The sequence below is a fragment of the Streptomyces sp. NPDC002446 genome, assembly GCF_053595675.1.
Window position 1 is genome coordinate 25245 of the sequence record NZ_JBSFYC010000057.1, and the last position, 26189, is coordinate 51433.

General features: G+C 72.5%; 18 protein-coding genes. 4 read left to right on the forward strand and 14 right to left on the reverse strand.

The window, feature by feature from the left end:
* Positions 1-25 precede the first annotated feature (25 nt).
* On the reverse strand, positions 26-592 hold the full coding sequence (locus ACWD6P_RS27115) for a CGNR zinc finger domain-containing protein (protein ID WP_451446793.1): 567 nt from the start codon (positions 590-592) through the stop codon (positions 26-28).
* Between the two features lie 192 nt (positions 593-784).
* Here ACWD6P_RS27115 and ACWD6P_RS27120 point away from each other — a divergent pair, with 192 nt between their 5' ends.
* Positions 785-2062 carry an MFS transporter gene (locus ACWD6P_RS27120; protein WP_451446776.1) on the forward strand — a complete coding sequence of 426 codons (1278 nt, stop codon included), beginning with the start codon at positions 785-787 and terminating at the stop codon, positions 2060-2062.
* Positions 2063-2122: 60 nt separating this feature from the next.
* On the opposite strand, the gene ACWD6P_RS27125 is transcribed toward ACWD6P_RS27120, so the two are convergent.
* Together ACWD6P_RS27125 and nrdR are read right to left on the reverse strand one after the other, a co-directional pair.
* The gene (locus tag ACWD6P_RS27125; RefSeq protein ID WP_451446777.1) at positions 2123-4996 is read right to left on the reverse strand and encodes a vitamin B12-dependent ribonucleotide reductase; all 2874 of its coding nucleotides are present in this window, start codon (positions 4994-4996) and stop codon (positions 2123-2125) included.
* A gap of 123 nt (positions 4997-5119) precedes the next feature.
* Positions 5120-5650, reverse strand: coding sequence for a transcriptional regulator NrdR (nrdR, locus tag ACWD6P_RS27130; RefSeq protein WP_018092899.1), 531 nt, complete (start codon positions 5648-5650; stop codon positions 5120-5122).
* A gap of 545 nt (positions 5651-6195) precedes the next feature.
* Between nrdR and lexA the strand changes: the two genes are divergently transcribed.
* Positions 6196-6996 carry a transcriptional repressor LexA gene (gene lexA / locus ACWD6P_RS27135; protein ID WP_451446778.1) on the forward strand — a complete coding sequence of 267 codons (801 nt, stop codon included), beginning with the start codon at positions 6196-6198 and terminating at the stop codon, positions 6994-6996.
* A gap of 82 nt (positions 6997-7078) precedes the next feature.
* Here the strand turns inward: lexA and ACWD6P_RS27140 are convergent, their stop codons facing one another.
* The 5 genes from ACWD6P_RS27140 to ACWD6P_RS27160 form a co-directional block, all read right to left on the reverse strand.
* Positions 7079-9055 carry an ATP-dependent DNA helicase gene (locus ACWD6P_RS27140; RefSeq protein ID WP_451446779.1) on the reverse strand — a complete coding sequence of 659 codons (1977 nt, stop codon included), beginning with the start codon at positions 9053-9055 and terminating at the stop codon, positions 7079-7081.
* 77 nt (positions 9056-9132) lie between these two features.
* Positions 9133-10899: an IucA/IucC family protein gene (locus ACWD6P_RS27145; protein WP_451446780.1), complete on the reverse strand. Its 1767-nt coding sequence runs from the start codon at positions 10897-10899 to the stop codon at positions 9133-9135.
* Positions 10900-11004: 105 nt separating this feature from the next.
* Complete coding sequence (locus ACWD6P_RS27150; protein ID WP_451446781.1) at positions 11005-11706, reverse strand: GNAT family N-acetyltransferase; 702 nt, start codon at positions 11704-11706, stop codon at positions 11005-11007.
* A 97-nt stretch (positions 11707-11803) separates the two neighbouring features.
* Positions 11804-13837, reverse strand: a complete 2034-nt coding sequence (locus ACWD6P_RS27155; RefSeq protein ID WP_451446782.1) for an IucA/IucC family protein — start codon at positions 13835-13837, stop codon at positions 11804-11806.
* On the reverse strand, positions 13834-15228 hold the full coding sequence (locus ACWD6P_RS27160; protein WP_451446783.1) for a diaminobutyrate--2-oxoglutarate transaminase family protein: 1395 nt from the start codon (positions 15226-15228) through the stop codon (positions 13834-13836). The genes ACWD6P_RS27155 and ACWD6P_RS27160 overlap by 4 nt, the downstream gene beginning before the upstream one ends.
* Before the next feature lie 349 nt (positions 15229-15577).
* Here ACWD6P_RS27160 and ACWD6P_RS27165 point away from each other — a divergent pair, with 349 nt between their 5' ends.
* On the forward strand, positions 15578-16765 hold the full coding sequence (locus ACWD6P_RS27165) for a trypsin-like serine peptidase (RefSeq protein ID WP_451446784.1): 1188 nt from the start codon (positions 15578-15580) through the stop codon (positions 16763-16765).
* Positions 16766-16892: 127 nt separating this feature from the next.
* Here the strand turns inward: ACWD6P_RS27165 and hflX are convergent, their stop codons facing one another.
* From hflX to miaA, 6 genes are all read right to left on the reverse strand, one after another.
* The gene (gene hflX, locus ACWD6P_RS27170) at positions 16893-18380 is read right to left on the reverse strand and encodes a GTPase HflX (RefSeq protein WP_451446785.1); all 1488 of its coding nucleotides are present in this window, start codon (positions 18378-18380) and stop codon (positions 16893-16895) included.
* Between the two features lie 146 nt (positions 18381-18526).
* Positions 18527-20095 (reverse strand): M1 family metallopeptidase, encoded by a 1569-nt coding sequence (locus ACWD6P_RS27175; protein ID WP_451446786.1) that lies wholly within the window; start codon positions 20093-20095, stop codon positions 18527-18529.
* Positions 20096-20335: 240 nt separating this feature from the next.
* Positions 20336-22534, reverse strand: coding sequence for a RelA/SpoT family protein (locus ACWD6P_RS27180; RefSeq protein ID WP_451446787.1), 2199 nt, complete (start codon positions 22532-22534; stop codon positions 20336-20338).
* A 190-nt stretch (positions 22535-22724) separates the two neighbouring features.
* Positions 22725-23600: a diaminopimelate epimerase gene (dapF, locus tag ACWD6P_RS27185; RefSeq protein ID WP_451446788.1), complete on the reverse strand. Its 876-nt coding sequence runs from the start codon at positions 23598-23600 to the stop codon at positions 22725-22727.
* 281 nt (positions 23601-23881) lie between these two features.
* Positions 23882-24412, reverse strand: a complete 531-nt coding sequence (locus ACWD6P_RS27190; RefSeq protein ID WP_451446789.1) for a hypothetical protein — start codon at positions 24410-24412, stop codon at positions 23882-23884.
* A 107-nt stretch (positions 24413-24519) separates the two neighbouring features.
* Complete coding sequence (gene miaA / locus ACWD6P_RS27195; protein ID WP_451446790.1) at positions 24520-25458, reverse strand: tRNA (adenosine(37)-N6)-dimethylallyltransferase MiaA; 939 nt, start codon at positions 25456-25458, stop codon at positions 24520-24522.
* A 187-nt stretch (positions 25459-25645) separates the two neighbouring features.
* On the opposite strand from miaA, the gene ACWD6P_RS27200 reads away from it, so the two are divergent.
* The gene (locus tag ACWD6P_RS27200; RefSeq protein ID WP_451446791.1) at positions 25646-26089 is read left to right on the forward strand and encodes a hypothetical protein; all 444 of its coding nucleotides are present in this window, start codon (positions 25646-25648) and stop codon (positions 26087-26089) included.
* Positions 26090-26189: the final 100 nt, after the last annotated feature.

Consider the following 26189-nt stretch of genomic DNA (forward strand, 5'->3'; position numbering starts at 1 on the left):
CCTCCCCTCCGCCCTGCCGCATCCGTCATCCGCCCTCCCTCTTGCGGCGGCGATGCGCGGCCACCCGCTCCCGGGAGGCGCAGGCGGTCGAGCAGTAGCGGCGGGCGCTGCCCGGCCCCGTGCCCAGATAGAGCGTGCCGCAGCGGGCGGCCGCGCATTCGCCCCAGGGGGCACGGCCGTAATCGGTGAGAACCTGGGCCAGCACCAGGGCACTTGAGGCGAGGAACCACTCGGCCCAGCTCGCCTCCTCGCCCCGGTCGATATGCAGATGCCAGCCGTGTCCGCCGTGCCGGGAGAGGTGCGGGCGGGCGCCGCATTCGGCCAAGAGCTCGTTGACGGCGTGGGCGGCCCGGTCGGTGTCGGACTCCGTCAGGACGGCGGCCAGCCGGACCGCGGCCGCCCTCAGGCCAGCGGCGTCGCGCCCGGAGAACTCCCGCTCGGTGAGGTCGTCCGGGCTCTCACCGTGGTGGGCGAGCAGATCGGCCAGTGCGTCCCGCGGGAGATCCGGGTCCGCACGGACCGCGTTGACGAGATCCATCATCCGCTCGGCGGGCCGGAAGCCCCGCCGCCCCCATGCCGCATCGCCCGTCATGGCCTGCCCCGTTCCCGTCGCCCGCTCGTTTCCGACGCTCATTCCCGACGCGGATTTCTCCTACCCCTGGGCTCACCCGCCCTCTCCAGGGTAACGTCTTGACGATATAAGCCGTTACAGGGCGCTGCACGCTGCATCCCTCCGTGCCCTCCCGCCTGCTGTACGCCTCCCACCACTCGCCTGGAGATGCGCATGCCACGGCGCTCCGCCACGTCAGGATCGCGAGCGGTGTTACCGCTCTATCTGGCCACCGCGTTCTTCGCCCGCGTGGCGGAGGAGGGGATGTCCGTGGCGGTGGCGCTGCTGGCGCTGCAGCGCGCCGGAAGTGCGGCCCAGGGCGCGTTCGTCCTCACCGCCTGGATGGCGCCGCATGTCGTCGCCGCGCCTCTGGTGGGCGCCCTCGTCACCCGGGCACGGCGCCCCCGGCTGTGCTACCTCGGCGCCCTGCTCGGCTTCGCCGCGGCCATCGCCGCGCTGTCCGTACTCGTCGGACGGGCGCCCGCCCCGGTGACGCTCGCCGTCGCCCTGGCCGGGGGCGCCTGCGGACCGGTCGTCTCCGGCGGCCTGTCCAGCCTGATCGCCGCGCTGCTGCCGGAGGGCGCGCGGCGGGACCGTGCGTATGCGCTCGACGCGGCCGTCTACAGCGCCGCGTCGGTGGCCGGTCCCGCGGCGGTCAGTGTGGTGGCCGCTCTGGCGTCACCCGGCGCCGCGACGATGCTCCTCGGCGGCACGGCGGCCATCGGGGCGGTCATGGCCGCCGGGCTGCCGTACGGGCGCGCGCGACAGGCCGCAGCGGGACCCGTACCCGTCACCCCGCTCCGTGCGGACCTGGCGGCGGGGCTGACGGCCGTCTGGCGCACCCGGGAACTGCGCGCGATCACCGCGGGCACCTGCCTGGCGTTCGGCGGTCTCGGCGGCCTGACCACCACCACTGTGCTGCTCAGCGGCCATCGTGGTCACCCGGAAGCGGGCGGCGCCCTGATGACGGCGTTCGCCATCGGGGCGCTGCTGGGATCGCTGGCGGTGGCCCGGTGGCGGCCGCCCTTCCCGGATCAGCGGCTCGTCACACTCGCCCTGTGCGGCACCGGCCTCGCACTGGGCGCCGCCGCGCTCGTTCCGTCGCCGGCCGCCGGCGCGGCGCTGTTCGTACTCGCGGGGGTGTGCGACGGTCCGCTGCTGACCGCGACCTTCCGTATACGAGCCGGGTACGCCCCGCCGCGTACCAGGGCGCAGGTCTTCACCCTGGGGGCAGGCCTCAAGATCACCGCGGCGGCCTGCGGGGCCACCGCGGTCGGCGCGGCCGCCGCACTGCCGCCGCCCCTGTTGCTGCTCACCATCGCCGCCGTCCAGCTGGGCGCCGCGCTCCTCTACACGCTCATCCGCCCACGGGAGGGCAGCGGAAGCGGCTCCCCGGGATCGGACACGGCAAAGGGGACCGGAGTTGGTCCGGTCCCCTCCACAAGCCGATGAGCCCCTGGGGCCGCAGGCCCGGGCCGCGCGGGAAGCACTCCCCGCGCGGCCCGGCCGTGCTCAGCTGCAGCCGCTGGTCGACCCGCAGCCCTCGCACAGGTAGCAGCTGCCGGCCCGCTGCATCTTCGTGCCGCAGGAGAAGCACAGCGGTGCGTCGGCGTTGATGCCCAGCTGCATCTCCACCAGTTCGGCGTTGGTGTGCGCCTGCTTGGGAGCCGGGGCGGCGGCCTCCTCGACGATCTTCACCGCCGGCAGCGAGTCCGTCTGGCGCGGCGCCGACTGGGCCAGGCCCTCGACGTCGACCTCGTCGTCGGACGGCTCGTACGAACCGGTCTCCAGGTGGCGCGTGCGCTCCTCGACGGAGTGGATGCCGAGCGCCGAGCGGGTCTCGAACGGCAGGAAGTCCAGCGCCAGACGGCGGAAGATGTAGTCGACGATCGACTGGGCCATCCGCACGTCCGGGTCGTCGGTCATACCGGCCGGCTCGAAGCGCATGTTGGTGAACTTCGAGACGTAGGTCTCCAGCGGGACGCCGTACTGCAGACCCACCGACACGGCGATGGAGAAGGCGTCCATCATGCCCGCGAGGGTCGAGCCCTGCTTGGACATCTTCAGGAAGACCTCACCGAGACCGTCGTCCGGGTAGGAGTTGGCGGTCATGTAGCCCTCGGCACCGCCGACCGTGAAGGAGGTCGTGATGCCGGGACGGCCCTTGGGGAGGCGCTTGCGCACCGGGCGGTACTCGACGACCTTCTTCTCGGCGGCCGGCGCGACGGCGGCCTCGGCCTTCTCCTCCTCCTTCTTCTTGGCGGAGAGCGGCTGGCCGACCTTGCAGTTGTCGCGGTAGATCGCCAGCGCCTTCAGGCCGAGCTTCCAGCCCTGGAAGTAGACGTCCTCGATCTCCTCGACGGTGGCCGACTCCGGGACGTTGACCGTCTTGGAGATCGCACCGGACAGGAAGGGCTGCGCCGCGGCCATCATGCGGACATGGCCCATCGGGGAGATGGCGCGCTCGCCCATGGCGCAGTCGAAGACCTCGTAGTGCGCGGGCTTGAGGCCGGGGGCGTCGATGACATTGCCGTGGTCGGCGATGTGGGCGACGATCGCCTCGACCTGCTCGGGCTGGTAGCCGAGCCGCTTGAGCGCCTTGGGGACCGTGTTGTTCACGATCTGCATGGAGCCGCCGCCGACCAGCTTCTTGAACTTGACCAGGGCCAGGTCCGGCTCGACGCCCGTGGTGTCACAGTCCATCATCAGGCCGATGGTGCCGGTCGGCGCGAGCACGGAGGCCTGCGCGTTGCGGAAGCCGTTCTTCTCGCCCAGGCGCAGCACGTCCTGCCAGGCCTCGGTCGCCGCGGCCCACACCGGGGTGTCCAGGTCGTCCATGCGCACCGCGGCGCCGTTGGCGTCGGAGTGCTGCTTCATGACGCGCTTGTGGGCGTCGGCGTTGCGGGCGTAGCCGTCGTAGGCGCCGACGACCGCGGCCAGTTCGGCGGAGCGCTTGTACGACGTGCCGGTCATCAGGGAGGTGATGGCACCGGCCAGCGCGCGGCCGCCGTCGGAGTCGTAGGCGTGGCCGGTGGCCATCAGCAGGGCGCCGAGGTTGGCGTAGCCGATGCCCAGCTGGCGGTAGGCCCGGGTGGTCTCGCCGATCTTCTCGGTGGGGAAGTCGGCGAAGCAGATGGAGATGTCCATCGCGGTGATGACCAGCTCGACGACCTTGGCGAAGCGCTCGGCGTCGAAGGACTGGTTGCCCAGGTCGTCGTCGCGCAGGAACTTCAGGAGGTTGAGCGAGGCGAGGTTGCACGAGGAGTTGTCCAGGTGCATGTACTCGCTGCAGGGGTTGGACGCGGTGATGCGGCCGGTCTCCGGCGAGGTGTGCCAGTGGTTGATGGTGTCGTCGTACTGGATGCCGGGGTCGGCGCACGCCCAGGCGGCCTCGGCCATCTTGCGGAACAGGCCCTTGGCGTCGACCTCCTCGATGACCTCGCCGGTCAGCCGGCCGCGCAGCCCGAACTTCGAGCCGGCCTCGACGGCCTTCATGAACTCGTCGTTGACCCGGACCGAGTTGTTGGCGTTCTGGTACTGGACGGACGTGATGTCGTCGCCGCCCAGGTCCATGTCGAAGCCCGCGTCGCGCAGCGCGCGGATCTTCTCCTCCTCCTTCACCTTGGTCTCGATGAAGGCCTCGACGTCCGGGTGGTCGACGTCCAGGACGACCATCTTGGCCGCGCGGCGGGTGGCGCCGCCCGACTTGATCGTGCCGGCGGACGCGTCGGCGCCGCGCATGAAGGAGACCGGGCCGGAGGCGTTGCCACCGGAGGAGAGCAGTTCCTTGGAGGAGCGGATGCGGGAGAGGTTCAGGCCGGCACCGGAGCCGCCCTTGAAGATCATCCCCTCTTCCTTGTACCAGTCCAGGATCGACTCCATGGAGTCGTCCACGGAGAGGATGAAGCAGGCGCTGACCTGCTGCGGCTGCTGGGTGCCGACGTTGAACCACACCGGCGAGTTGAAGCTGAAGACCTGGTGCAGCAGGGCGTACGCCAGCTCGTGCTCGAAGATCTCGGCGTCCGCCGGGGAGGCGAAGTAGCCGTTCTCCTCACCGCTCTTGCGGTACGTCTTGACCACTCGGTCGATGAGCTGCTTGAGGCTCGCCTCACGGGTCGGGGAACCCACCGCGCCACGGAAGTACTTGCTCGTGACGATGTTGACCGCGTTCACCGACCAGAAGTCGGGGAACTCGACGCCACGCTGCTCGAAGTTGACCGAGCCGTCGCGCCAGTTGGTCATGACGACGTCACGGCGCGCCCACTCCACCTCGTCGTACGGATGCACGCCGGGGGTGGTGTGGATGCGCTCGATACGCAGCCCCTTGCTCGCCTTGCTGCCCTTGGCGCGGGAGCCTCGTGCCGGGCCGCTCGTCGTCTCTGTCATTCCGCCTCCCTGTATACGGGCAAACGCCCATATGTGCGCACGCATTCCGTGGCACGGTGTTTGTCTTTCTGATACCGGGGCGCCCTGCTCTCGCCCCGATCAGGTCCTGGATGCGCGCCGAGCTCAGTCGGCGGCGGTGGCGGGCACGGGAACGGCCGGGCCGCCGGCCTCCCCGTCGGTCCCGCATTCCTGCCCGGGCGGTCCCTGCTCGCGCTGCTCCCGCAGCTCGGCGATGGCCGCCTCGAAGTCCTCGAGCGAATCGAACGCCCGGTAGACGGACGCGAAGCGCAGGTACGCGACGAGGTCGAGTTCCTGCAGCGGGCCCAGTATGGCGAGCCCGACGTCATGGGTGGACAGCTCGGCGCTGCCGGTGGCGCGCACCGCCTCCTCGACCCGCTGGCCGAGCTTGGCGAGGGCGTCCTCGGTGACCGGACGGCCCTGGCACGCCTTGCGCACTCCGGCGATGACCTTGTTGCGGCTGAAGGGCTCGGTGACCCCGCTCCGCTTGATCACCATCAGTGACGCCGTCTCGATGGTGGTGAAACGGCGGGAGCAGTCGGGGCACTGGCGGCGCCGGCGGATCGCCGTCCCGTCGTCGGTGGTCCGGCTGTCGACGACCCGGCTGTCGGGGTGCCTGCAGAAGGGGCAGTGCATGGCTCGACCCTCCTCACCCTCGCTATACGGACGTACGTACGCCATCGATCCCGGCGTACGACGAATAACCTCCGGCCGGTCCGCACGGGCCCTCCGAAGCAGTCACCAGCATAGGCGATTCCGGGACCCCGAAGGACCAGGCACCACAACTTCTGGGCGACTGAACGCATGCAACCACTAGATGTGGTGTCGGGCCGCTTACATGTGCCTACCGCGTGTCGCGGCGGAGGCGGGCCGGGCGGTCGCCCATGAGGGTACGGGAAGCCACCCGGCCGGCGTCGCGGCGGGGCGGGGATGGAAGAATCGGCCCGGTTGCGGCGCCCGCTCGGCGCGAGCTCGTACGCTGCGACCCCGGCGCTCTCCGGCCGACCGGGGAAGCGGGGCGGAAGCGAACGCCGAAGCACCGAAATGCCATTCGCCATACACCCAGCCACTTGATCGGGTCAGCCAATCAGCGAATATTTCACTCGAACGTGTGTTTGGCGCAACCTTTCGAAAGCAACTACCGTTGGCTAACTAGGGAGAACATTTCGAGAGGGGCCGACGTGACCACCACCGCAGACAGCGCGACCATCACCGCACAAAGCCACTCCCAGAGCCGGTTCGAGCATCAGCAGAAGGCACAGCGGCCGCCGATGGACGACGCCACGTTGGACTCCGAAGAGCAGAAGCCCGCCCGCTCGCTGCCCGGCCGGCCACCAGGGATCCGGGCCGACAGCTCGGGGCTCACGGACCGCCAGCGCAGGGTGATCGAGGTGATCCGGGATTCGGTGCAGCGGCGCGGGTACCCGCCGTCCATGCGGGAGATCGGCCAGGCCGTCGGGCTCTCCAGCACCTCGTCCGTCGCCCACCAGCTCATGGCGCTCGAACGCAAGGGCTTCCTGCGGCGCGACCCGCACCGCCCCCGGGCGTACGAGGTCCGCGGCTCCGACCAGCCCACGACCGCGGCGACCGAGACCGCCGGCAAGCCCGCTGCGTCCTACGTCCCGCTGGTCGGCCGGATCGCCGCCGGTGGCCCGATCCTCGCCGAGGAGTCGGTCGAGGACGTCTTCCCGCTCCCCCGCCAGCTCGTCGGTGACGGCGAACTGTTCGTACTGAAGGTCGTCGGCGACTCCATGATCGAGGCCGCCATCTGCGACGGCGACTGGGTCACGGTCCGTCGCCAGCCGGTCGCCGAGAACGGGGACATCGTCGCCGCCATGCTGGACGGCGAGGCCACCGTCAAGCGCTTCAAGCGCGAGGACGGCCATGTCTGGCTGCTGCCGCACAACTCCGCGTACCAGCCGATCCCCGGCGACGAGGCGACCATCCTCGGCAAGGTGGTGGCAGTCCTGCGGCGGGTCTGACCCAGCCCTCACGACCGGGCCCCGGGACCACTGCGCCGGTCCCGGGGCTCGCCCCTTTTTGCCGCTAGGCCGCGGCCGCCTACTATTCCTGGCCCGCTTCCGTCTTCGCCGCCGCGTCGATGGCCGCCAGGGAGCGGCGGACCTGGTTGCGGTCGGTGGTGTACCAGAAGTCCGGCATGGACTTGCGCAGGAAGGAGCCGTAGCGGGCCCGTTCGACACGGGGGTCCAGCACGGCGACGACGCCGCGGTCGCCCGTGGCGCGGACCAGACGCCCGGCGCCCTGGGCCATGAGCAGGGCCGCATGGGTCGCGGCGACGGCCATGAAGCCATTGCCGCCGGACTCCTCCACGGCCTTCTGGCGGGCGCTCATCAGCGGGTCGTCCGGGCGCGGGAACGGCACCCGGTCCATCACGACCAGCTGGCAGTTCGGGCCCGGCACATCCACGCCCTGCCACAGGGAGAGAGTGCCGAACAGGCACGTACGGGCATCGGCGGCGAAGGTGCGGATCAGCTCGCCGAGGGTCTCCTCGCCCTGGAGCAGGATCGGCACGTCCAGGCGGTCGCGCAGCTCCTGGGCGGCGGCCTGGGCGGCACGCATGGAGGAGAACAGACCGAGCGTGCGGCCTCCGGCGGCCTCGATCAGCTCGGCGAGCTCATCGAGCATGTCCGTGCGGCTGCCCTCCCGGCCCGGCTGGGCGAGGTGCTTGGCGACATAGAGGATGCCCTGCTTCGAGTAGTCGAAGGGGGAGCCGACGTCCAGTCCCTTCCAGGGTGGGCAGTCGTCTCCTTCCGTGCCCTCCGGGGACAGGCCCAGGGAGGCCGCGACTCCGTTGAAGTCGCCCCCGAGCTTGAGGGTGGCGGAGGTGAGGACCACCGAGCGGTCCTCGAAGAGCTTCTCGCGCAGCAGGCCGGAGACCGAAAGGGGCGCCACCCGGAGGGACGCGCCGAAGCGGTCATGGCGTTCGTACCAGACGACGTCGTACTCGGAGCCGTTGGCGATGCGCTCGGCCACCGCGTGGACGTTCTCCACCGAGGCGAGGGCCTGCTTGCGGACGGCGTCCTCGTCCTGGACCGACTTGTCGCGGGTCGAGCCGAGCGCCGCGATGACCGTACGGGCGGCGTCCCGCAGCGCCATCAGGCAGTATCCGAGGTCCTCGGGGAGCTCCTCCAGGCGGCCGGGCAGCGCCAGCTCCATGAGCCGCTCGAAGGTCTCGGCGGCGGTCTGGAGCTGGTCGGCGGCCTTTTCGTTGACGAGCTTGGCGGCGCGCCGCACGGCGCGGTTGACCTGGCCGGGAGTGAGCTCGCCGGTGGCCGCGCCGGTGACCCGGGAGACCAGCTCATGGGCCTCGTCGATGATCAGGACCTCGTGCTGCGGGAGGACCGGCGCGCCCTCGATCGCGTCGATGGCGAGCAGCGCGTGGTTGGTGATGACGACATCGGCGAGCTTGGCGCGCTCCCGCGCGGCCTCGGCGAAGCACTCCGCGCCGTAGGCGCACTTCGAGGCGCCCAGGCACTCCCGGGAGGAGACCGAGACCTGTCCCCAGGCGCGGTCCGAGACGCCGGGGGTCAGGGCGTCGCGGTCGCCGGTCTCGGTCTCGTCCGCCCAGTCGCGCAGCCGCAGCAGGTCCTTGCCGAGCTTGCTGGTCGGCGTGGCCTGCTCGAACACGTCGAAGAGGCCGTCCTCCTCTTCCTGCGGGACGCCCTCGTGGAGGCGGTGCAGGCACAGGTAGTTGGAGCGGCCCTTGAGCATGGCGAACTCCGGGCGGCGGCGCAGCAGCGGGTGCAGCGCGTCGACCGTCCGCGGAAGATCGCGCTCCACCAGCTGGCGCTGCAGCGCCAGGGTGGCCGTGGCGACGACCACTCTCTCGCCGTGGGCGAGCGCCGGCACCAGATAGCCGAGGGACTTTCCGGTGCCGGTGCCGGCCTGGACGAGAAGGTGGGCGGAGTCGTCCACGGCCTCGGCGACGGCTTCGGCCATCGCCACCTGGCCGGGGCGCTCGCTGCCGCCGACGGCGGTGACGGCGGCGTGGAGCAGATCGGGGAGGGAGGGCTTCGTCATAGCGCTGCAAGCCTACGCGGGACCACTGACAGCCGGGCCGGTCATGGGGCGTACACCGGTCACGGGGCGTACTCCGGTCATGGGACGTGCAAGGGGTTGGGGACGGTGCCGTGGACGGCGGCGTGCGGGCGCTCACGGCGGTCTCGGTAACCGTCCACATGCAGACGGTTGCGGTTCAGGCACAGCCGCTCGATCCGCGGGGTGAGCAGGTCGAAGGTCTCGTGCCGGTCCTTGAGGGCGGGGAAGCGCTCGTGGTGGCGCAGGATCTCCGCCCGGACGAGTGACCAGAACTCGCCCTCGGGAACGTCCAGTTGGTCCGCGCACAGCGGCGCGAGGTAGCGGAACACGCCGACGAACAGACCGGAGTGGATGAACTGGGTGAGGAAGGCGGGCGGTTCGGTCAGCAGCACCGCGCGGACGTCCTCCGGCATGGAGTCGTGCTCCGGGAGCGGGTGCGAGCTGGTGTTGACGTCGTCGACGAAGTCCTTGACCGCGAGGCGGGTGGGGACGTCGTGCTCGTCGAAGACCACGATGGCGTTCTCGCCGTGCGGGGAGAAGACCGTGCCGTACTGGTAGAGGAAGTGCAGCAGGGGCGGCAGCAGGGCGGCGAACAGCCGGGCCAGCCAGTCGCGCGGGGCCAGCCCCGAACGGTGCACCAGTTCCGTGGTCAGGGCGCGGCCCTCGGGGTCGGTCTGGAGCAGAGCGGCCAGGGTGCGGGCACGCTCTCCCGGGTCGAGATACCCGCTGACCGGCTCGCGCCAGATGCAGCCCAGCAGCTCCTTGAACTGGTACGGGACGCCGGGCAACCGGTCGTAGAGGGGGTGCTCGACGGTGACGGAGGCGGTCTCGCCGAGCAGGATCACCCGGGTCTCGTCGCGCAGATAGGGGTCGGCGTCGCGCAGGCCGTGGACCCAGCGGGTGACGGCGGGCGCGGCGAGGGTGCGCTCGGTGGGCAGACCGCGCCAGACCAGGGTGTTGAGGATGGACAGCGGCAGTTTGACCGTACGGGCCTCGGGCCGGCTGATGTTGAGGAAGGTGCGGATCGACTGCTGCGGCAGGCGGAGGTCGTTGTCAGTGGGCAGCGCGATGATGGATCTGTCGGCGAGTTGCGGGGCGAAGAGCGGGGCGATGGTCTCGTCCCATTGCCAGGGGTGTACGGGGAGATAGAGGTAGTCGGCGGGGCTTCGGCCCTCGTCGGTGATGGCGCGGGCGAAGGCGTGACGGGTGGCGGGGGCGAGCTCCTCACCGTAGAGGCGATCGGGGGTGGCGAGCGTGGGGATACCGCGGTAGTGGGCGATGCTGTGGTGCGCGGCGAGCCAGGGCAGGGGCCGGGCGGTGCGGGCCTCCGGGGCCCAGGTCGCGGCGTCGGCGGCGGAGAAGCCGAGCCTGCCCTTGTTGGCGACGAGCCAGGGGTGGCCGGTCTGGTGGCCTTCGAGGGCGGCGTAGTCCAGGTCGGCGAGGGCGGCGGCGCTGACGGCGGTGGCGTCGAGGCGGGTGTCGGCGGCGAGGGTCGCGGTCAGCTCGCGGATGAGATGGCCGGTGGTGTCGCCGGACAGGCCCAGGACGGTGTCATGGGCGTGGGTGAGGAAGTGGAAGGGGTCGGAGCCGGGGGTGATCGAGCCGGGGTCGACGCGCCAGTGCCCGTAGGCGCCGCGGCGGGCGCGGAAGCGGTAGACCAGTTCGTCGGTGACCGGCAGGCGGTACTGCGGGGTGCCGTCCGCAGCGGTGCCGTCGGGCTCGGGGGTGAGGACTTCCTCGTACGCGAACTCCGCCAGGATCTTGGCGAACAGTCGGCGCGCGGCGTGCTGCCAGGTGCTGTGCGAAGGCTGGGGCTCAGGAGACAAGGCGGGACTCCTCGAAGCGGGACCGCTCCGGCACGTGCGGGGGACAACCGGGGCGGCGCGGTGGACGGCGGACCGGACGGGGGTCGTCGACGGACGGCCCCGGCGTCAGTGCAGGTGGCGGTGGGCGCGGTCGCGGACCATCAACGCCGCGCGTTTGCCGGGCAGTTCGATCTCATCGGCGTAGCGGAAGCCCCCGGTCAGGAATGCGGCGACCGAGGCGGTGTTGCGCAGATCGGGCTCGGCGACGACCCGGGTGCACTGCGGGCGGCGGTCGAGCACGAGATCGGCGGTGGCGCGCAGCAGTGTGCTGCCCAGCCCGCGGCCGCGGTCACCGCCGCCGCCGATGAGCAGATGGATTCCGGTGTCGTGGGGCCGGGCCGGATAGTGGCGGGCGAGGGGGTCCAGGTCGGCGCGGTAGATCTCCCAGTAGCTCATCGGGACGCCGGCCAGCACACCGAGGCAGGGCACGCTGCGGCCGTCGCCGTCGAGCTGGCCGCGCAGGTGGGCGGCGGTGGTCGCGGGCGGTCCGGACAGTTCCCAGAAGGCCGCGACGGCCGGATCGTTCATCCAGCCGGTGATCCGGTCGAGGTCGCGGGCGATCTGGACGGGGACGAGCTCGAACGGCCCGGCGGGGGTGCCGGCCGGCCCCCAGCCCGCCAGGTCGTCCAGCAGCGGGCCGGTGCCCGGGAGGCCGGGGGACGCCGGCTGCCGCGGTCCCCCGGCGAGCAGTGCGCCGGACTGCGGTGGGAGCCGGTGCTCCTGGATGTGGTCGGAGCTGGAGCTGAGGCCGGATTCGGTGGGTGGCACGGCGACGCTCTCCTCTCGTGGCCGGTTGCCGCGTGGCCTTGTGGGTCGCGGGGTGTCGGCGCCGGGGGCTCGTGGGGTGGCGGACTGTGGTGGGCGGCTAGGGGACGAGGGGGTTGGGCAGGGTGACGTAGACGGACTGGGTCTCGACGGGGCCGACGAGTTCGTCCAGTCCGTGCAGCCGGGTCGCGAGATTGGCCTTGCAGCGCAGCGTGGGGGCGGACAGCAGCCGGCCGGGGAGCGGGGAGCGGTGCGCGCGGGGGGCCGCGGCGGCGTCGGTGAGGAACCTCCGGAAGGCGGCGAGCAGGACCTCCTCGCGGACCAGGCGCTGGGACCCGAAGGCCCCGATGAGGCCGAGGACGTTGTTGATGCCCAGGTAGTAGGCGAAGCGCTCGTCGGCGACCTCGTCGGCGACGAAGGTGTCGCTGACCGTGCCGATGCCGGGCAGCCTTCGCTCCAGCTCGGCGCGGCGGGAGGCACGGAAGTAGTAGCCCTGGTTGTCGCGGTAGCGGCCGCCGACCGGCCAGCCGTCGGGGTCGAGCAGCACCAGGGTGTTCTGCTGGTGGGCCTCCAGGGCGACGCCGGCCGTGCCGTCGAGCCACAGCAGGGGCCGTACGACCGCTTCGAGGTAGCGCAGGAACCACTCGGTGGCCACCGCGCCCGGGGGACGGCCGGTGCGGGCGCCGAGCGTACCGACGAGCTCTTCGAGGCGGGAGCGTACGCCCGCGTGGCCGGGCCAGGGCCGGGGGGAGGTGAGACCGGCGATGCAGACGGCGTCGTCGGTGGTGCTGAAGGGGTTGTGGCGGATGACGGCGTCGAGGCCCTGGACGGGTTCGCCGTCGGGGCCGTCGACGGCCAGGTAGGCCGGGTCCCGGACGATGTCGAAGCCGGGGTGGGCGGCCTGCCACTGCTCGGCGAGGCCGGTGCGCAGCAGCCGGTGCACCTCGACCCCGCGGACCAGTTCCTTGCGGAGGTTCTCCCGGCGGGAGTTGGTGATGCGCAGCCCGAGGGAGAGCTTGAGCATGGCGTCCGCGCCGGGGCGGTAGACGGTGCGGACGGAGGAGGTGGGGTGCCAGCGGGGGCCGTGGGCGCCGAGGTCGTGCAGCAGACCGGCGTCGCGGAGGGCGGCGACGGCGGGGCGGTCGGCGAGCTCCCTGGCCTGCCAGGGGTGCAGGGGCAGCGGCACGGTGCCGTCGGGGAGCGGGAGGACCTCCCCGGCGAGGCGCGCGGCGAGCTCCTCGGCCGGTACGGGCCTGCCGCGTTCGGTCCAGGCGGAGTCGGCGGCGACGACGGAGCGGTGCACGGCCATCCAGTGGAGCGGGAAGGAGCCGCGCAGTTCGGGCGAGTAGGCGCGGGTCTCGGCGGCGGAGAGGCCCTCGCGGCTCTTGGGTGTGGGGTGCAGCGGGTGGCCGAGGAGCAGCGACTGTTCGGCTTCGAGGAAGAGGGCGCCGTGGTCGTCGGCGGGCCGCGCGCGCCGGTCGGCGAGGAAGGCGGCCACATTGCGTACCGAGTCGGCGACCCGGCCGATGAGTTCGGCGCCGTGGCCGTCGGGCGTCTGCGGTGGTCCGGCTTCCGCATCCGGCAGGCCGCCGCCGTCCGCCACGCGGTGCTCGCCGCCGTCCGAGGCCCGCCGGTCGCCGCCGTGCGCGGCCTCCCGGCGCAGCAGCGCGGCGAGGGTGACGGCGTCGAGCGGGGCGGCGCCGGCCGGAGCGCCTTCGAGGGTGGGGGCGCCCAGGCGGTGCCAGCCGGTGGGGGACCAGTAGCGGACGGGGATGTGCAGGGCGCTCGCGCCGGAGCGCAGGGGGACGCGCAGACGTCCGCCGGCCGGGCGTGCGGAACCGTTCTCGCGGAGCCAGCAGCGCAGCAGATGCTCGATGCCCGCGGCGTCCGCGGCGACCGCCGGGTCCGGGTGGTCGAGCAGGTCCTGATCGCCGTGGCGGGCGCCGCGGTCGTGGCTGCCGGGGACGCCGGGCGGGGTGGCCTGGGCGGGGTCCTCGTGGGTCTGCTGGTGGCAGCCGTCGTCGGGGGCGCGTCGCTGCTGACGCGGTACGGACTCGATCGTGCCGGCGCTCGGGGGCCGGTCCGGGACCAGCTCGGCGGGCTGGGCGTTGTCGGGGCCGGTGCGTTCGTTCATGGGGAGGTGCCTCGCAGTGTCGTGGGGGACGAGCCCGTCGGCCCGGGGGTGGTGCGGATCGCCGCCAGGAGGGCGTCGGCGAGGCGGTCGAGGATGGCGTCCGCCTGTTCGTCGGTGATGGTCAGGGGCGGCAGCAGCCGGACGACGGCGGAGTCCCGGCCGCCCAGTTCGACGATCAGGCCGCGGTTCAGGCAGGCGCGCTGAACGGCGGCGGCGAGCCGCGGGTCGGCGGGGCGGGCGCCGGTGGCGTCGGCGTCGGCCTCCCGGTCGACGAGTTCGACGCCGAGCATCAGTCCGCGTCCGCGGACGTCGCCGATGCAGTCATGGGCGTCGGCGAGGGTGCGGAGCCGGGCGAGCATCCGGGCGCCCATCTCGGCTGCGCGCCCGGCGAGTCCGTTGGCGCGGACATAGGCGAGGGTGGCGGCTCCGGCGGCCATGGCGAGCTGGTTGCCGCGGAAGGTGCCGGCGTGCGCGCCGGGCTGCCAGGCGTCGAGCTCCTCCCGGTAGACGATGACGGCGAGCGGCAGGCTGCCGCCGATCGCCTTCGACAGGACGATCACGTCCGGCACGATGCCGCTGTGTTCGACCGCCCAGAACGTTCCGGTGCGGCCGACGCCGGTCTGCACCTCGTCCACGATCAGCGGGATCCGCCGGTCGGCGGTGATCTCCCGCATCCGCCGCAGCCAGCTGTCCGGGGCGGGGATCACTCCGCCCTCCCCCTGGACGGGTTCCAGGATCATCCCGGCCGGCCGGGGCACCCCGCTCTTGTGGTCGTCGAGCAGGCTCTGGGTCCAGCGTGCGGAGAGTTCGGCGCCGCGCTCGCCGCCGGTCTGGAAGGGGCAGCGGTAGTCGTACGGATAGGGCAGCCGGACGACGCTGGTGTGCTGCGCTCCCCCGGAGGCGGCGAGCGCCTCGGCGGTCATGCCGTGGTAGGCGCCGGAGAAGGCCATCAGGCCGTCCCGGCCGGTCGCGGTGCGGACGAGTTTGAAGGCCGCCTCGACCGCGTCCGTACCGGCCGGGCCGCAGAACTGGATGCGGGCGTTCTCGGCCAATTCGGCGGGCAGGGTGGCGAACAGCTCGGTGGTGAAGGCGTCCTTGACGGGCGTGGCCAGGTCGAGGACGTGCAGCGGGGCGCCGGAGTCGAGGACGGCACGGATCGCTTCGAGCACCACCGGGTGGTTGTGGCCGAGCGCCAGGGTTCCGGCGCCGGAGAGGCAGTCGAGGTAGCGCCGGCCGTCGGCCCCCTCGATGGTCAGCCCGCGGGCGCGCACCGGGACGATGGGCAGCGAGCGCGCGTAGGTACGGGCAGCGGACTCACGCAGGGACTGCCGGCGCAGGATCCCCTCGTGGGCCGGCGGCGCGGCCGCCGGCACGGTGTCGGTCAACGCCACGGCAGTTGTGTCCTCCTGCTTGGTGAGCTGCTGATGAGCGTGCGGGGCCCGGCGCCCGTCTCTCCGGCCTGCCGGGCGTCGTGGGCCGATCCACGGAGTCCGGGCAGACAGGCCCCAGGGACTGCCCGGCTGTCCCCCGTACGTACCAACGACGGTGACGACGCCGGATCACGGCTGCGGGCAAGATCCTTGACGGCTGGGAACCGGGGCCCCGAGTAACGCCGTCTCCATCGTCACCGGCATAGTGGGGGGTCGCGCCGGGATCTTGCCGTTCATGACAAGTTCCATCCGGTGCAACTCCACTCAAAGCCACACCGGCTCAGTCCGATCCACCCAGGGGGACACACCCATGCGACCCATACGTCGGCCAGTCCTGGCCGCCGCCGCTCTCACCGCCGTCGTGGCGCTGACCGCCACCGGCTGCGGTCCCGAGGGCGGCAACGCGGACGCCAAGCCCAGCCAGTCCGCGGCGGACACCACGGGCGGGGGTGAAATCAAGATCCCCCAGGAGCTCCAGGACAAGCTCAAGGAGCACGGCGTCGACCTGGACAAGTGGAAGAACGGCGAGTGGAAGAACTGGGACAAGGACAAGTGGCTCCGGGAGGCCGGGGAGTTCATCAACCCGATCATCAAGAACTTCTGGGACCCGGACAAGATCGACAAGGTCAAGCCGCCCAAGGACCCCAGCAAGCCCGGGGACATCTCCGAGGACCAGGGCAAGACGGACCCTGAGCCGGCCGCCGTCCAGGCCCAGGCCGTCAAGACGCCGTACGACTCCACCGCTCCCGGTGTGGGCCTGCTGCTGTTCAGCACCCCCCAGGGCGAGTCGCGTTGCTCCGCCACCGTCGTCAAGGACCCGGCGCACCCCGGCAAGTCCAACCTCGTGTGGACCGCGGCGCACTGTGTGCACGCCGGCAAGAACGGCGGCTGGTACCGCAACATGATGTTCGTGCCGAACTTCAACAAGAACGGCGCCTCCGCCGACAAGCTGAAGACCACGCCCTTCGAGGACCGCGTCCCGTCGGGCAAGTGGTGGGCCGACGACATGTCGACGTCCGATGAGTGGATCAAGGACGGCGGCGCCGTTCCGGGCGTGCCGATGGCTCCGTACGACTACGCGCTGATGCATGTGAAGCCGGAGTCGAGCACCGGCGGCAAGTCGCTGGAGGAGGTCGCCGGCGGCGCGTACGCGGTCGACTTCAACGCCCCGGCGATGTCCAAGATCCCGAGCCTGACCGCGCAGGGCTACCCGGCCGAGGCACCGTTCGACGGTGCGACGCAGCAGCAGTGCACCGACAAGCCGACCCGTCTGACGATGGACGCCAAGAAGCCGACCATGTACCGCATCGGCTGCACCATGACCGGCGGCTCCTCCGGTGGCCCCTGGTTCGTCAAGGGCGCCGACGGCAAGCCGGTGCTGGTCTCCAACATGTCGATGGGTCCGCGTCCGGCCCGCTGGTCGGCCGGTCCGCACCTGGGCGCCGCGGCCAAGACGCTGTTCGACAACATGAGCAAGAAGTGGGCGAACAAGCAGTAGCGGCCCGCGACGGGTGGCGCCCGCGCAGCGACCGCGCCACCCGCACCGCTCCCTGAACAGGGCGAAGGCCCGCTCCCGGTCTCCCGGGGGCGGGCCTTCGTCGTCGCTGGGTGTGCCGCGGGCGCCGTTACGCCGCCGGCACGAACGGCTGGAACTCGGCGGCCAGCTCCTCGTGCACCCGCGCCTTGAGGACCGTGCCGTCCGCGGTGTGCTCCTCGGAGATGACCTCGCCCTCGGCATGCGCCCGCGAGACCAGCGCGCCCTGCGTGTAGGGCACCAGCGCCTCGATCTCGACCTGCGGCCGGGGCAGCTCCTCGTCGAGCAGGGTCAGCAGCTCCGCCATGCCCTGGCCCGTACGGGCCGAGACCGCGATGGAGTGCTTCTCCTGGCGCAGCAGACGCTGGAGCACCAGCGGATCGGCCGCGTCGGCCTTGTTGACGACCACGATCTCGGGCACGTCCGTCGCGCCCACATCGCGGATCACCTCACGGACGGCGGCCAGCTGCTCCTCCGGCACCGGATGCGAGCCGTCGACCACGTGCAGGATGAGATCGGACTCGCCGACCTCCTCCATCGTGGAGCGGAACGCCTCGACGAGGTGGTGCGGCAGATGCCGGACGAAGCCGACGGTGTCGGCGAGGGTGTAGAGCCGGCCGCTGGGCGTCTCAGCCCTGCGGACGGTCGGGTCCAGGGTGGCGAACAGCGCGTTCTCCACCAGCACACCGGCGCCGGTGAGGCGGTTGAGCAGGGAGGACTTGCCGGCGTTGGTGTAGCCGGCGATGGCGACCGAGGGGACCTTGTTGCGCCGGCGTTCCTGGCGCTTGATGTCCCGGCCGGTCTTCATCTCCGCGATCTCCCGGCGCATCTTCGCCATCTTCTCGCGGATCCGCCGCCGGTCCGTCTCGATCTTGGTCTCACCGGGACCACGGGTGGCCATACCGCCGCCCGCCGAACCGGAGCCACCGCCACCCATCTGCCGGGACAGCGACTGGCCCCAGCCGCGGAGCCTGGGGAGCATGTACTGCATCTGCGCCAGCGAGACCTGCGCCTTGCCCTCCCGGGACTTGGCGTGCTGGGCGAAGATGTCGAGGATCAGGGCCGTCCGGTCGACCACCTTGACCTTGACGACGTCCTCGAGGTGGATCAGCTGGCCCGGGGAGAGCTCACCGTCGCACACCACGGTGTCGGCGCCGGATTCGAGCACGATGTCCCGCAGCTCCAAGGCCTTGCCCGAGCCGATGTACGTGGCCGGGTCGGGCTTGTCACGGCGCTGGATGACGCCGTCGAGCACCATGGCGCCGGCGGTCTCGGCCAGCGCGGCGAGCTCGGCGAGGGAGTTCTCGGCGTCCTGCACCGTGCCCGCGGTCCACACGCCGACGAGCACCACCCGCTCCAGCCGGAGCTGCCGGTACTCGACCTCGGTGACGTCCTCGAGCTCGGTGGACAGGCCCGCGACGCGGCGCAGCGCGGCACGCGCCGAGCGGTCGTACTGGTCGCCGTCACGCTCCCCGTCGATCTCGTGGCTCCAGGCGACGTCCTCTTCCATCAGGGCGTCGGCCCGAAGGCTCTCGGGGAGGCGCTGCCGGTCCTGCGGAAGGGAAGAAGAGGAGGTCATTTGATCCTTTGCGTCGTTGGGAAGCCCTCATCGGGGCCGGCCGGCCCCACCGGGACTGTCGCTGGTGTCAACGCACGAGCCGTCCCGGAGATTCCCGGGCCGGTCGCCGTCGACCCGAAGATGGTCCCACGGGCCCGGGAGCGCCGTCACGCGGGTTTTCCGTGCTTCGGGGCCTTTGCGGGCTTCCCGGCCGCCCTGGTGGACCGCCACTCCGGATGTCCGGGCATCTGGGGTGTGCGCTCGGCGTAGAGCCATTCCTGGAAGAAGGCCGTGAGGTTCTGGCCGGAGATCTTGGAGGCCAGCGCGATGAAGTCGGCGGAGTCGGCGACGCCGTCGCGGTGCTGGGTCACCCACTCGCGTTCGAGGCGGTCGAAGGCCGCGGCACCGATCTTCTGCCGCAGGGCGAACAGGACCAGCGCGCTGCCGTCGTAGACGACCGGCCGGAAGAGGCTGATCTTCTCGCCGGGGCTGGGGGCCTTGGGCATCGCGGGCGGCCCGCCCTCGGCACGCCACCCGTTGGACTGCTCGTAGGCGTGCCGCATACGGGTCTCCAGGGGGAGCCGGCCGCTGCCCCTGTCCTGGGCGTAGAGGGCCTCGTACCAGGTGGCGTGCGCCTCGCTGAGCCAGACGTCGGACCAGCGGCGCGGGCTGACGCTGTTGCCGAACCAGTGGTGGGCCAGCTCGTGCACCATCACGGACTCGATGTACCAGTCGGGCAGGTTCGCGGTGGTGAACAGGGTCTTCTCGAAGAGCGAGAGGGTCTGGGTCTCCAGCTCGAAGCCGGTCTTGGCGTCGGCGATCAGCACCCCGTACGCCTCGTAGGGGTAGGGGCCGAGCCTGCGCTCCAGCCAGGTGACGTGGTCCGGGGTCCTGGCCAGCCACTTCGCCAGCAGGTTGCGGTCCGCCGTCGGTACGACGTCGCGGATCGGCAGGCCGTGCGGCCCCTGCCGCAGCAGCACGCTGGACTTCCCGATGGAGACCTGCGCCAGCTCGGTGGCCATCGGGTGGGCGGTGCGGTAGGTCCAGGTGCGGCTCGCGGCGCGGCGGCCCGACCCCGCGGGCAGTCCGTTGGCGACGGCGGTCAGCTCCTGGGGCGCGGTGATGTGGAAGGTGAAGAACGCCTTGTCGGAGGGGTGGTCGTTGCAGGGGAAGACGCGGTGCGCGGCGTCCGCCTGGTTGGCCATCGCCAGCCCGTCGGCGGTACGGATCCAGCCGCCGTCGCTCTTGCCGCGGGGGTCGCTGGTGTGCTGGACGACGATCTTCAGCTCCTGCCCCCGGGAGATGTGGGCGGCCGGGGTGAGCACCAGGTCCTCGCCGTGCTGCTCGTGCTTGGCGGGCGCCCCGCCGATCGTCACGGAGCTCACCGTGCCACGGGCGAAGTCGAGGTTGAGGTGGTCGAGCTCGGTGGTGGCCTGGGCGGTGATCTCGGTGGTGGCCTTCAGCGGCTGGTCGTTGCGGCCCGGGTAGTCCAGCGTGATGTCGTAGGACGTGACGTCGTAGCCGGTGTTGCCGAGCATGGGGAAGAGCCGGTCACCGAGGCCCTGCGGCCCCAGGGGCTGCGGCTCGGCCATGCCCAGGGTGGCGACGGCGGCCATCCCCAGGGCGACGGCCCGGCGGCCGGTCCAGCGGATCCGGGCGCTCGGGAGCCGGGGCAGGGCGCGGGCGAAAACGAGGCGGTCGGAGTCGCGGGGCGGGCGGCGCGAGGGAAGGGACATGAACTACGGCTACCAACGCGGCCGCCTCCGCCGTGGGCGAGGCGGCAAACGGCACCCGAACGGGCGGCGGATCGTGCGTCCGTCTTAGGGCTTGTCCGGCGGGTCACGGCAGGTCCGTGGTGTTCCCGTGCCAACGCCGGGGGACGCGTGCCGCGTTGCCGTACCACCCGTACGGCGCCGCCGGGAGCCGCTCCGGCGGGCTGTCCGCGGCCCGTCACCAGGCCGGGCCGCGGGGCCGGTTCACGGACGGACGGCGGCGGCCTGGCGGGCCCGGCCGGCCCGCAACACATCGAAGACGCCGGGGACTTGGCGCATGGCCCGCATCAGGGACGGCAGGCCCGCGGCGTTGGGCAGATGGAGCGTGTACGTATGGCGGACCCGCTGTTCGTGCGGGGGTTCGACGGCGGCCGACACCACCGCGGCGCCCTGGGAGGCGATCGCCTCGGTGAGGTCGGCGAGGAGCTGGGGCCGGCTGAAAGCCTCGGCCAGGAGGGTGACCCGGCAGCCGTGTCCGCCCTGGCCGGCGCCCCGCCAGCGCACTCCGACCGGTTGCCGGCCGGTGGCCGCCATACGGGCCACGACCGGGCACAGGGCGCGGTGGACGGTGACCGTGCCGCCCCGCACGGCGAATCCGGTGACGGTGTCCGGCGGCACCGGGGTACAGCAGCCGGCCAGCCGGACCGCGGCGCCGGGCAGATCCGCCACCGCGAGGACCGAACCGGGCGTGACCTGGGCCGCTCCGGAGCGGTCGGGGCCCGCGGCGGGGCGGTCGGCGGGCGGCGGTGCGGCGGGCCCCTCACCGGCGGCAGAGGGGCGGGCACCGGCCCCCCCGGCGAGCCACCGGGTGATCGCGAGCCGGGCGGCGGGCGTACGGGCGTGGTCGAGCCATTCGGGCGAGGGGCCGGCCGCGGAGTCCGGGGCCATCAGCAGCTGCAGGCTGTCGCCGTCGTGCAGGACGGTGGCGAGCGTGGCGAGCCGGCCGTTGACGCGGGCGCCGATGCAGCAGTGCGCCGCCTCGCCGTGCCGCTCGTACGCCGCGTCCACACAACTCGCCCCGGCGGGCAGGCCGATGGCGCCGGCCGCGGACCCGGACGAGCCGCCGGGGCCGTCCGTACCGGCGTCGGCACAGAAGACCGTGATCTCCCGGTCCTGGGCGAGGTCGTCGCGCAGCGAGGTCCAGAACGTGTCCGGGTCGGGGGTGGTGCGCTGCCACTCCAGCAGCCGGGAGAGCCATCCGGGGCGGGTCGGGTCGGCGCGCTCGCCCTCGGGGGCGTCCGCGCCGTCCGTCGGGGCGTACGGATTGCCCAGCGCGATCACCCCGGCCTCGGCGACCCGGTGCATCTGGTGCGTACGGATCAGCGTCTCGGCGATCTCGCCGGACGGTCCGGTGACGGCGGTGTGCAGCGACTGGTAGAGGTTGAACTTGGGCGCCGCGATGAAGTCCTTGAACTCCGAGACGACCGGGGTGAAGCAGGTGTGCAGCTCACCGAGGACGGCGTAGCAGTCGGCGTCCTCCGCGACGAGCACCAGCAGCCGTCCCAGGTCGGCGCCGGTCAGCTCGCGGCGCGCCAGGCGCACGCGGTGCACGGAGACGAAGTGCCGTGCCCGTACGTGGACTTCGGCGTCGATGCCGGCCTCGGCCAGGACCGTACGCACCCGCTCGGCGATGGCGGCGAGCGGATCGGGCCGGGTGGCGTACTCCAGCACCAGGGCCCGGGTGGTGGCGTACTCCTCCGGATGCAGGATCGCGAAGACCAGGTCCTCCAGCTCGGCCTTGAGCGCCTGGACACCGAGGCGTTCGGCGAGCGGGATCAGTACGTCGCGGGTCACCTTGGCGATCCGGGCCTGCTTCTCGGGCCGCATCACCCCGAGGGTGCGCATGTTGTGCAGCCGGTCGGCGAGCTTGATGGACATCACCCGGACGTCGTTGCCGGTCGCCACCAGCATCTTGCGGAAGGTCTCCGGCTCGGCGGCCGCGCCGTAGTCGACCTTCTCCAACTTCGTGACGCCGTCGACGAGATAGCAGACCTCGTCGCCGAAGAGTTCCCGCACCTGATCGAGCGTCACTTCCGTGTCCTCGACGGTGTCGTGGAGCAGGGAGGCGGTCAACGTCGTGGTCTCGGCGCCCAGTTCGGCGAGGATCAGGGTCACGGCCAGCGGGTGGGTGATGTACGGCTCGCCGCTCTTGCGGAGCTGGCCGCGGTGCGAGGACTCGGCGAGCTGGTAGGCCTTGGCGAGGATGTCCAGGTCGGCGTCGGGGTGGTGGCCGCGGTGCACCTTGGCGACGTGTTCCAGCGCGTGCGGGAGGCCGTCGCGCGGGGCCGGGCCGAGGAGGGCCGCGCGACCGATGCGGCGCAGCCCTCTGAGTTCCAGTCGGCGGCGGCCGCGCCTGCGGCCCGCTGCTCCAGGATTACCAGGGTTAGTGGCCTCTGCGCTCATGGGCACCTCCGGCAGCGTCGACCGGCGTGCGAACGCGTGAGTGTCGGGCGTCCGGGCCGGTGCTTGATGCTATCGAGCCCATCACGCAGCGCTCTCCACCTCTCGCTCAGAGTGATCCGGATCACCCGTTCGAGCGAATCTTTTGGCTGGAACCGTCGCTGGTGGCCGGGGCCGGACCGATCCGGTGCCGTCAGGCGAGGGCGGTGGTCAGCCAGGCGGGGTCGAAGGTGCCCTCGGCGACGATCTCGGCCGGTCCGGTCATCTCGACCGTGCCGTCGGGCAGCTCGGTGATCGAGAGGCTGCCGCCGAGCACGTCGACCGTGTACGTCACGGGGGCGCCGGTCGCGGCCGGGTCCAGGCCGTCCCTGCGGGCGGTGGCGACGGCGACCGCGCAGGCGCCGGTGCCGCAGGAGCGGGTCTCGCCCGATCCGCGCTCGTGCACTCGCATCGCCACATGGCGCGGGCCGCGGTCGACGACGAACTCGATGTTCACGCCGTCGGGATAAACCGCCGCTGGGCTGAACGGCGGTACGGCCAGCAGGTCACCGGCGTGGGCCAGGTCCTCGACGAACGCGACGGCGTGCGGGTTGCCCATGTTCACATTGCGGGCCGGCCAGCTGCGGCCGCCGAGGGTGACGACGACGCCCTCCCCGGGGAGCTCGGCGCGGCCCATGGAGACCGTGACATCGCCGTTCTTGGCGAGGTGGACGCGGCGTACGCCGGCACGGGTGGCGATGGCGAGATCGCCGGCCTCGACCAGGCCCGCGTGCAGCAGATAGCGCGCGAAGACCCGGACGCCGTTGCCGCACATCTCGGCGATCGAGCCGTCGGCGTTGCGGTAGTCCATGAACCACTCGGCCTCGTCGGCCTGGGCGCGCGCCTCCGGGTGCGCGGCGGACCGTACGACGCGCAGCACCCCGTCGCCACCGATGCCGGCCCGCCGGTCGCAGATCCTGGCGACGGCGGTCGCGGGCAGATCGAGGCGGCCGTCCGGGTCCGGGACGATCACGAAGTCGTTCTCGGTGCCGTGGCCCTTGAGGAAGGCGATGCGCTCGGTGTTGGTCACCCCTGCATCGTACGGGTGTGACGGGCGAAGCGCCGGGACGGGGGCGGCGGTCAGGTACCCGCCCGGCGCCGCTCATGTACCGGGCGGCGCTCATGTAACCGCCCATCCCCGCTCACGTACCGGGCGGCGCTCCCGCTCACGTGCCGGGCCGCGCTCAGGTACCCGCCCACCCGCGCTCACGTACCGAGCCGCGCTCATGTACCCGCCCACCCCCCGAAGGGGGGTGGGCGGTGGGGAAAAACCAAAAAGAGGTGCGGGTGGGCGGTGGGGAAAGGGGAGGCTCAGCGGAGTCTGGCCACGCGCCAGATGGCGAGTGAGGCGGGGATGGCCACCACCAGGGCGTACAGGAGCACCACGCGCCAGTTGGCGCGGCGGCCGGAGCCGCGCACCGGGAGGCCGGGCCAGGTGTGGCCGACGCGGCGGGCGGCCATCATGCCCCAGCCGGCGGCGCAGCAGCACAGCAGCAGGCCGAGCATCGCGATCACCGCGCCGCCGTCGCCGCCGAACTCGAAGGCGAGGGGGAAGGCGAACATCAGCGAGCCGACCGCGGCAAGTCCGACGATCGGCGCGAGCTGCCACAGGCGCAGCCGGCGCGGCGGGCGCAGCTCGCGGAAGGACTCGCCCCCCTCGCCGGATCCGTCGGCGTCCGGGCCGTCGGAGTCGTCCAGGGCGGCCGGGTCGGCGAGCGGGCCGGCGCCGGGGTCCACGGCGCCGGACAGGGCGTCCTGGGCGTCCGGGCCGTCGTCGGCCAGCGGTGTCGCGTCAGCGTCGTCGTCCGCATTTCGGGCTCTGTTGCGAGGGCCGGCCTCCATTGCCACGCGCCCTCCCCACTCAGACTGCACGCCTCGATCGAAGGTCGATGATGACACGCCCTCAGGGGCCCGGATGGCGGCCGGAGCGTCCCGATGCCATGACGTGATCAGGCTGTGACCGGTCGTTCGAGCAACGCCAGTGCCCGTCCCGGAAGTTCCGCCCGGTGCTCGGCCGCGCCGCTGAGCCAGTGGACCCGCGGGTCCCGGCGGAACCACGAGTCCTGGCGGCGCGCGAAGCGCTTGGTGGCGCGCACCGTCTCGTCCCGCGCTTCCTGCTCGGTGCACTCCCCCGCCAGCTGCGTGAGCACCTGCTGGTAGCCGAGCGCCCGGGACGCCGTACGCCCCTCGCGCAGCCCCTCGCCCTCCAGGCGGCGCACCTCGTCGACCAGGCCCGCCTCCCACATGCGGTCGACCCGGCGCGCGATGCGCTCGTCGAGCTCGGGGCGCTCGACGTCGACGCCGATCTGCAGGGTGTCGTAGACCGCCTCGTGGCCGGGGAGGTTGGCCGTGAAGGGGCGGCCGGTGATCTCGATGACCTCCAGGGCGCGCACGATGCGGCGGCCGTTGCTGGCCAGGATGGCGCGGCCGGCGTCCGGGTCGGCGGCGGCCAGCCTGGCGTGCAGGGCGCCGCTGCCCAGTTCGGCCAGTTCGGCCTCCAGGCGGGCGCGCACCTCCGGGTCGGTGCCGGGGAAGTCCAGGGCGTCGATGGCGCCGCGTACGTACAGCCCGGAGCCGCCGACCAGGACGGGGGTGCGGCCCTCGGCGAGCAGCCGGTCGATCTCGGCGCGGGCCAGCCGCTGGTACTCGGCGACGTTCGCGGCGCGGGTGACGTCCCAGATGTCCAGGAGGCGGTGCGGTACGCCCTGCTGTTCCTCGGGTGTGAGCTTGGCGGTGCCGATGTCCATGCCCCGGTAGAGCTGCATGGAGTCGGCGTTGATGACCTCGCCGCCCACGTGTTGCGCGAGCGCGACGCCCAGATCGGACTTTCCGGCCGCGGTGGGGCCGACGACGGCGATGACCCGCGGAGCGGGAACAGCGGTGTTCACCCCGTCAGTCTCGCAAACCTCCCGCCCCCATCTCGAACGAGCGACGTGACGGGCCACCGATGAGGTCGTTGCCTGTTGCGAGGTCCCGAGAGCCGGTGCAGCACCGGCGCCCGTGGGCGGCGCAACGGTCCGCTCCGGGCGGCCTGGGATTTCGCCCAACATGAATAGCGTAGGAGCAGTTATGGGCGTGTTTTCGCGGTTTCGCCGCCGTAAGTCCGAAGCGTCGACGGAGGAGGCTGCCGCTGCGGCGGTGACGGCCGAGGCGGAGGAGCCGGCGGAGTCGTCCGCTTCGGCGGACGCCGAGGACGCCACGGACGCCACGGACGCCAAGGACGCCAAGGACACCGAAGACGCCAAGGCCGAGCGAGCCGAGGAGGGCGGGGAGGCCGCGGGGGACGGCGGGTCCGCGCAGGATGCGGTGGGAGCGGCGGAAGCGGGGAAGGTCGCGGAAGCAGCGGCCGCGGAGGGGTCCGCCGGCGCCGAGGGGGAGACGGCCCCCGGGGCCGCCCCCGGGGCCGGCGAGGACGGCGAGCGGCATGCCCAGAAGCCCGCCGAGGGCGCCGGGATCCCCCGGCAGCAGTCGGCCCCGGCCGCGGCGGGCAGGGAGTCCGACGAGAGCGCACGGCACTAGGACCGGCGCGGCCCGGAGCCGCACGGCAGCGGCCGCGGGGTGGGTCTGCTGGCCTCGCTCGGCGTACGGATGCTGCGGCTGCTGATCGGTACCCAGTCCC